At 70.8% G+C, this 6,202-nt stretch carries 4 protein-coding genes and 1 pseudogene; 3 read left to right on the forward strand and 2 right to left on the reverse strand.

Annotated features, from left to right (window positions below; all coding sequences use genetic code 11):
* Positions 1-14: 14 nt before the first annotated feature.
* Positions 15-951, reverse strand: a pseudogene (locus tag G514_RS0110630) (IS5 family transposase).
* Positions 952-1,026: 75 nt separating this feature from the next.
* On the opposite strand from G514_RS0110630, the gene G514_RS0110640 reads away from it, so the two are divergent.
* A complete protein-coding gene (locus tag G514_RS0110640; protein ID WP_211222114.1) occupies positions 1,027-2,901 on the forward strand; it encodes a Na+/H+ antiporter in 1,875 nt (624 codons plus the stop codon).
* 6 nt (positions 2,902-2,907) lie between these two features.
* Here the strand turns inward: G514_RS0110640 and G514_RS0110645 are convergent, their stop codons facing one another.
* Positions 2,908-4,077 carry a cytochrome P450 gene (locus G514_RS0110645; RefSeq protein WP_028651731.1) on the reverse strand — a complete coding sequence of 390 codons (1,170 nt, stop codon included), beginning with the start codon at positions 4,075-4,077 and terminating at the stop codon, positions 2,908-2,910.
* A 101-nt stretch (positions 4,078-4,178) separates the two neighbouring features.
* Here G514_RS0110645 and G514_RS0110650 point away from each other — a divergent pair, with 101 nt between their 5' ends.
* Complete coding sequence (locus tag G514_RS0110650) at positions 4,179-5,468, forward strand: HNH endonuclease (protein WP_157544727.1); 1,290 nt, start codon at positions 4,179-4,181, stop codon at positions 5,466-5,468.
* A gap of 68 nt (positions 5,469-5,536) precedes the next feature.
* Positions 5,537-6,070, forward strand: a complete 534-nt coding sequence (locus G514_RS0110655; protein WP_211222115.1) for a DUF1990 domain-containing protein — start codon at positions 5,537-5,539, stop codon at positions 6,068-6,070.
* The last annotated feature ends 132 nt before the right edge of the window (positions 6,071-6,202 follow it).

The following is a 6,202-nucleotide window of genomic DNA, read 5'->3' on the forward strand; positions in this document are numbered from 1 at the left end:
CTAGGGCATGTCTCCTAAGTCATCAGCCAGATGGTGATGGCGCGTAGGACGACGGCGCCTCGGTAGGTGACAGCGAGCTTGTCGTAGCGGGTGGCGATGCCGCGCCATTGCTTGTGGTCGTTGAAGGAACGCTCGACCACGTTGCGGTCCTTGTACGTCATGGCGTTGAACGCCGGTGGCCTGCCGCCGGCCGAACCGCGCCGCTTGCGGTGCCCGATCTGGTCGGAGGGTTGGGGGATCACCGCCTTGATTCCCCGGTTGCTCAGTGCCGTTCGGTTGCTGCGTGAGGAGTAGGCCTTGTCACCGATGACCGCGACCGGTCGGGTGCGTGGCCGTCCGCGACCGAGCCGGCGCACGGCGAGCTGGGCCAGCAGCGGCTGCAGCATCGTGGAGTCGCCGGCCTGCCCTGGGGTGAGTGCGATGACCAAGGGTCGGCCACGCCCGTCGACGAGCTGGTGGATCTTGGTCGACAAACCTCCACGGGAGCGTCCGATCGCATGATCGGGCGGCTCGTCCCACGGGTTTGTGTAACTCGATTCAGCCCCCTGTGCGGGCCGCGGCTCGTGCCGAACGTGCGGCGCGAGAGTCGCCGACGGGCTGCTCGACCCGGCGGGTGTTGGTGGCGTGCTGGTGGGCGCGGTTGACCGTGGAGTCGACGCTGACCATCCAGTCGATGTCACCGCCTGCGTCGGCCTGGGCCAGCAACCGGGCGTGGATCTTGTCCCAAGTGCCATCGATCGAGAACCGGTGGTGCCGCTTCCAGACCGTCTGCCACGGACCGAACGATTCAGGCAGGTCACGCCAAGCGACACCGGTACGGAACCGGTAGATCACTCCCTCGACCACCTGCCGGTGGTCGCGAAAGGGGCGTGACTTCACCCCGTCCGAACACGGCATCAACGGTGCGATCTGCTCCCATTGAGCGTCGCTGAGCAATCTCTGACGGGACATGTCAGCAGCAAATCAGCCCCCCACGCCCGGACTAAGGAAACACGCCCTAGGTGACCAGGCCTGCGCACCGGAAGAATGACCGCCGTGGAGGTCACCCTGCTGCTCTGTGGTCTGGCGGTCGGGGTGCTCGTGTGCACCTGGGTCGCGCAGAAGATCGACGTCCCGGCGCCGTTCCTCCTGATCGCCGTCGGGGTCGTGGCGTCGTACGTGCCGTTCGTGCCGGACGTCGAGCTCTCCGAGGACCTCGTGCTGTTCGGACTGCTGCCGCCACTGCTCTACGCCGCGGCGCAGGGCACCTCGCTCGTCGACTTCCGCGCCAACCGTCGGCCGATCCTGCTGCTCTCGGTCGGGCTGGTCGCGTTCACGGCGCTCGGGGTCGGCCTGGTCGCCCACGCGCTGCTGCCCGGGATCTCCTGGCCGATCGCCTTCGCGATCGGCGCGGTGGTCGCTCCGCCCGACGCCGTCGCCGCGACGGCGATCGGTCGCCGGATCGGGCTGCCGCGCCGGATCGTCACGATCCTCGAGGGCGAGTCGCTGCTCAACGACGCGACCGCCCTGGTGACGCTCGGCACCGCGCTCGCGATCGCAGACGGAGGCGACTTCAACGTCGGACGGGTCGGCCTCGACTTCCTCCTCGCGGCCGGCGGCGGCGTGGTCGTGGGGTTCCTGTTCTTCCTCCTGGTCGCGAAGATCCGGCGCCGCCTCGAGGACCCCGTGCTCGACAGCGGGCTCTCGCTGGTGGTGCCGTTCGCGGCGTACGCGATCGGTGAGGAGGTGCACGCGTCCGGCGTGATCGCGGTGGTCGTCGCCGGCCTGCTGCTCGGGCACAAGGCGCCGATCCTGCAGACCGCGCAGTCGCGGATCGCCGAGCGGCTCAACTGGCGCACGATCGCCTTCGTCCTCGAGAACGCCGTGTTCCTGCTCATCGGGCTGCAGGCGCGGGTGATCGTCGAGGGCGCCGGCGACGGTGAGCTGTCGTGGGGCCGGGTGATCGGCGTGTGCGCCGCGACGCTCGCCGCGTGCGTCGTGCTGCGACTGGTGTGGGTGTTCCCCGTGCGCTACCTCATCGTGCGGCCGGGGCCGGACCCGCAGACCGGCCGGCGCCCGCCGTGGACGTTCACGTTCGTGCTCGGCTGGGCAGGGATGCGCGGCGTGGTGACGCTCGCGGCGGCGTTCGTCATCCCCGAGGACGCGCCGCAGCGGGAGGTGCTGCTGCTGATGGCGTTCACGGTCACCGCCGGCACGCTGTTCTTCCAGGGGATGACGCTGCCGTGGGTCGCGCGCCGGCTGCGGGTGCCGAGCCCCGACCCGGCCGAGGACGCGCTGGCGCGCGCGACGTTGCTGCAGCAGGCGTCCAAGGCCGCGCTGCACCGGCTCGACGAGCTGGAGTACGACGACTCGCAGGGCGTCGTCGAGCTCATCCGGCAGCGGCTCGACCAGCGCAACTTCGCCGCGTGGGAGCGGCTCAGCACGGTCGCCGACCGCGAGTCGCCCAGCGACCTCTACGTCCGCATCCGGCTGCTGCTGCTGGAGGCCGAGCGCACCAAGGTCCTCAAGATCCGCGACTCGGGCCGGGTCGACTCCGAGGTGGTCGCCGACGTGCTGGCGCTGCTCGACGTCGAGGAGTCGATGCTCGACATCGCGACCGAGGAGCGCCGCGAGCTGCAGGAGTACTCCACGCTCCGCAAGACCGGCCTCACGTGCGACGACCTCGAGCGCTACCCGGTCGTCGAGACCGTGGCCGACCCGTTCTGCCAGCGGTGCATCGACGAGGGGCTGGAGTGGGTGGCGCTGCGCCAGTGCCTCGAGTGCGGCAACGTCGCGTGCTGCGACTCCTCGGTCGGCCAGCACGCCACGGCGCACTTCCAGGACGCCACCCACCCCGTGATGGAGACCGCCGAGCCCGACGAGAACTGGCGCTGGTGCTACGTGCACCACACCACTGCCTGATCTGGGTCAGGTCTCCTCAGCGCGGAACCTGATGGGGAACGACAGCGCACCGGTGTTGCCCGAGACCGGAAGCCACTGACCCGGACCCTCGGGCACGGCGTCCGGCATGCGCTGCGCCAGCAGCGGCAGCGCGACTGACATGTCGGTGCGGGCGACGAAGTGGCCGAGGCAGTGGTGGATGCCGGCGCCGAAGCCGTGGTGCGGCGGCCGCTGTTGAGTGATGTCGAACGACGGGTCCGGCACCGCCCGCGGGTCCGTGCCGGCCGCGTGCGACAGCATCTGCACGATGCCGCCCTTCGGGATGTGCAGGCCCTGGAACTCGACGTCCTCCAGCGCCTCGCGGGTCACCCAGGTGACGGTCGGGTTGACCCGCATCACCTCCTCGACCGCGTTGGCGCCGAGCTCGGGGCGCTCGGCCAGCAGTGCCCACTGGTCGGGGTGCTGGAGCAGCGTCTGGAGAGCGAGGCCGAGCTGGTTGCGGGTGGTCTCCATGCCGGCGAACGCCAGGAACACCAGCGCGACCGAGAGCTCGTGGTCGGTGAGCTGCTCTGCCTGCACCAGCGTGGTGACCAGGTCGTCGCGCGGGGTGGCGCGGCGCTCGGCGACGGCCTCCTCGACGTACCGCGTCAGGCCGGTCAGCGCCGCCTCGATCTTCGGCACCTGGTTGCCGACGTCGATGCCGAACGACGCCCCGAGGTCGTCGGCCCAGCGAGCCACCTGCGGCCAGTGGTCCTGGGGCAACCCGAGCAGCAGGCAGATGATCCGGGCGGCGTACGGCTCGGCGAACTCGTGGACGAACTCGACCTGCCCGCGCGGGGCGAACGCGTCGATCAGCTCGTGGGCGATGCCCTGGAACGTCGGCCGCATCTCCGCGATGACGCGGTTCTTGAACGCCGGCACCATCAGCTTGCGGATGCGCGCGTGGTCGTCGCCCTCGAGCGACAGCAGCGTCTCCTGCCACCAGTCGGAGAACAGGCCGGAGTGGATGCCGTTCTGCGCGGGCCACCGCGCGTTGCCCTGCCGGAACCTGCGGTCGCGCAGCAGCGCGCTCACCTCGGCATACCGCAGCACCGCCCAGCCCCACGTCGTCTCGACGTACCAGTCCTGCTCGCGCGCGGCGTGCACCTCCTCCGAGGTGACGTCGAAGGCGGGGTCGCCGAGGTCGAAGCGGTGCATGCCGCTGAGGGTAGAGGGGCTGTGGATCGCGCCCGACCACTGTCGGCGGTCTCTCCTAGAGTGTTCACCAGGAGTCAGCACCACATCCAGAGGCGGTGAACATGCGAGATCTCGGGACCGACGGTCGGGCGAGCACGGCGGGCGCCCGGCTGTGCGCGCCGTCGGTCGCGGAGATCGAGGAGCTCATCGAGCGGCTCGGGCTCGACGCGCCCGAGCTCGACGATGCCGAGCGGATCGACCGGATCTCCGCGCTCGAGAGGCTGCGCTGCGCCGCTGAGGCGGCACAGACAGAAACGGTGGCCGACTTCGCGCTCTCCCAGCGCCGGGCCGCCGCAGATCGCGGCGTCCCGCCCGCGCGCCAGGACCGCGGGGTCGGTGCCCAGGTGGCGCTGGCGCGCGGAGTGTCGCCGACGCGCGGCCAGCAGCACGTCGCTCTCGCGCTGATCCTGCGGGCCGAGCTCAGCCACACCCGGGCGGCGTTCCGTGCCGGCCGGATCGACGCGTTCAAGGCGACCCTCGTCGCCCGCGAGACCGCCTGCCTCACCGCTGAGCACCGCGCGCTGGTCGACGAGCAGCTCTGCGCCGACCCCGGCGAGATCGAGTCGCTCTCGCCGCGCCAGCTGGTCGGCCGGCTCCAGCGCGCCACTGTCGAGCTCGAGCCCGCCGCGGTCGCCGAGCGTCGCCGTCGCGCCGAGGCCGACCGGCACACGACCCTGCGCCCCGCGCCCGACACCATGACCTGGCTCGGCGCACTGCTCCCCGTCAAGGACGGCGTCGCCGTGCACGCCACCCTCGACCGCGACGCCCGCGCCGCCAAGGCGGCCGGCGACGAGCGCAGCATCGGCCAGCTGATGGCCGACCTCCTCGTCCAGCGCGTCACCGGCACCGGGGCCGACAAGGCCGCCCCCGTGACGGTCAATCTGATCGTCCGCGACGACGTGCTCCTCGGCGACGAGGACGGCACCGGCTGGGTCGAGGGCCACGGCCCGGTCCCCGGCGACCTGCTCCGTCAGTGGGTCGCCGACAACCTCGACTCCGGCGTCGACACCTGGCTGCGGCGTGTCTACGAGCAGCCCGCCACGGGCCGCCTGGTCGCGATGGACTCCCAGGCGACCCACTTCACCGGCGGACTTGCCGCCTTCCTCCGCATCCGCGACCGCACCTGCCGCACCCCCGGCTGCGGCGCCCCGATCCGCCATCTCGACCACGTCGAGCCACGCTCCCGCGGCGGGCCGACCTCGGCCGCCAACGGCCAGGGACTCTGCGAGCTCTGCAACTACGCCAAGGAAGCCGACGGCTGGAGTTCCCGCACCGTCCCTGGGCCGACACACACCGTCGAGATCACCACCCCGACGGGGCACACCTACTCGTCGAGCGCCGATCCGCTCTGATTGGGCGGGGCGAGGGCCGAGCGCCCGGATCTGCCTATGAGCGAGCGCCGGTCCCCGATGATGTCTCCATGGCAGTAGGCGAACTTCCGGCGCAGCTGGTCGCGATGCTGCGAGCAGCACCCTTCACCTACGACCAGGTTGGGGCGACCGCCTCCGACCGCCCGGCGGGATACGACTGGCTGGAGCGGTCCGCACCGTTGGTTCGTCGAGACTTCGAGGGCGCATCCACGGACCTGTTCATGTGGCGACTGCACGAGCGGGCCGGGCTGCGGGTGCAGACATCGGAGTCACCGCTCCGGCAGGACACCGTGGTGCTCATGCACCTCGGGCTTGGCCCTGCTTCCGTCCGGATCCCCTGCCGAGTCGCCTACGTGATCAAGGAGCCGACGCTGCGCGGATTCGCTTACGGCACCCTGCCCGGCCACCCCGAGTCCGGCGAAGAGCGGTTCGTTCTGGAACAACACGGCGACGGAAGTATCACCATCGCGATCACGGCCTTCTCGCACCCTGCCTCACGTCTCGCCACTCTCGGCGGTCCCTTCACGCGGAGAGTGCAGCAGCTGATGACCTCGCGCTACCTGCGCGCTTTGGACCGTCCCTGATCGACATCCGCATCTGCCGCGACTAGAGCCCGCCAGGGACAGCTGATATGTAGGTCGTTCCTGTCAATAGGCAGGGTGAGGCGCCCGTCCCGATTGCTCGGGGCGGGCGCCTCTGCTTCGTCGTCTGTGGTG

The sequence above is a fragment of the Nocardioides halotolerans DSM 19273 genome, assembly GCF_000422805.1.
GTDB lineage: Bacteria > Actinomycetota > Actinomycetes > Propionibacteriales > Nocardioidaceae > Nocardioides > Nocardioides halotolerans.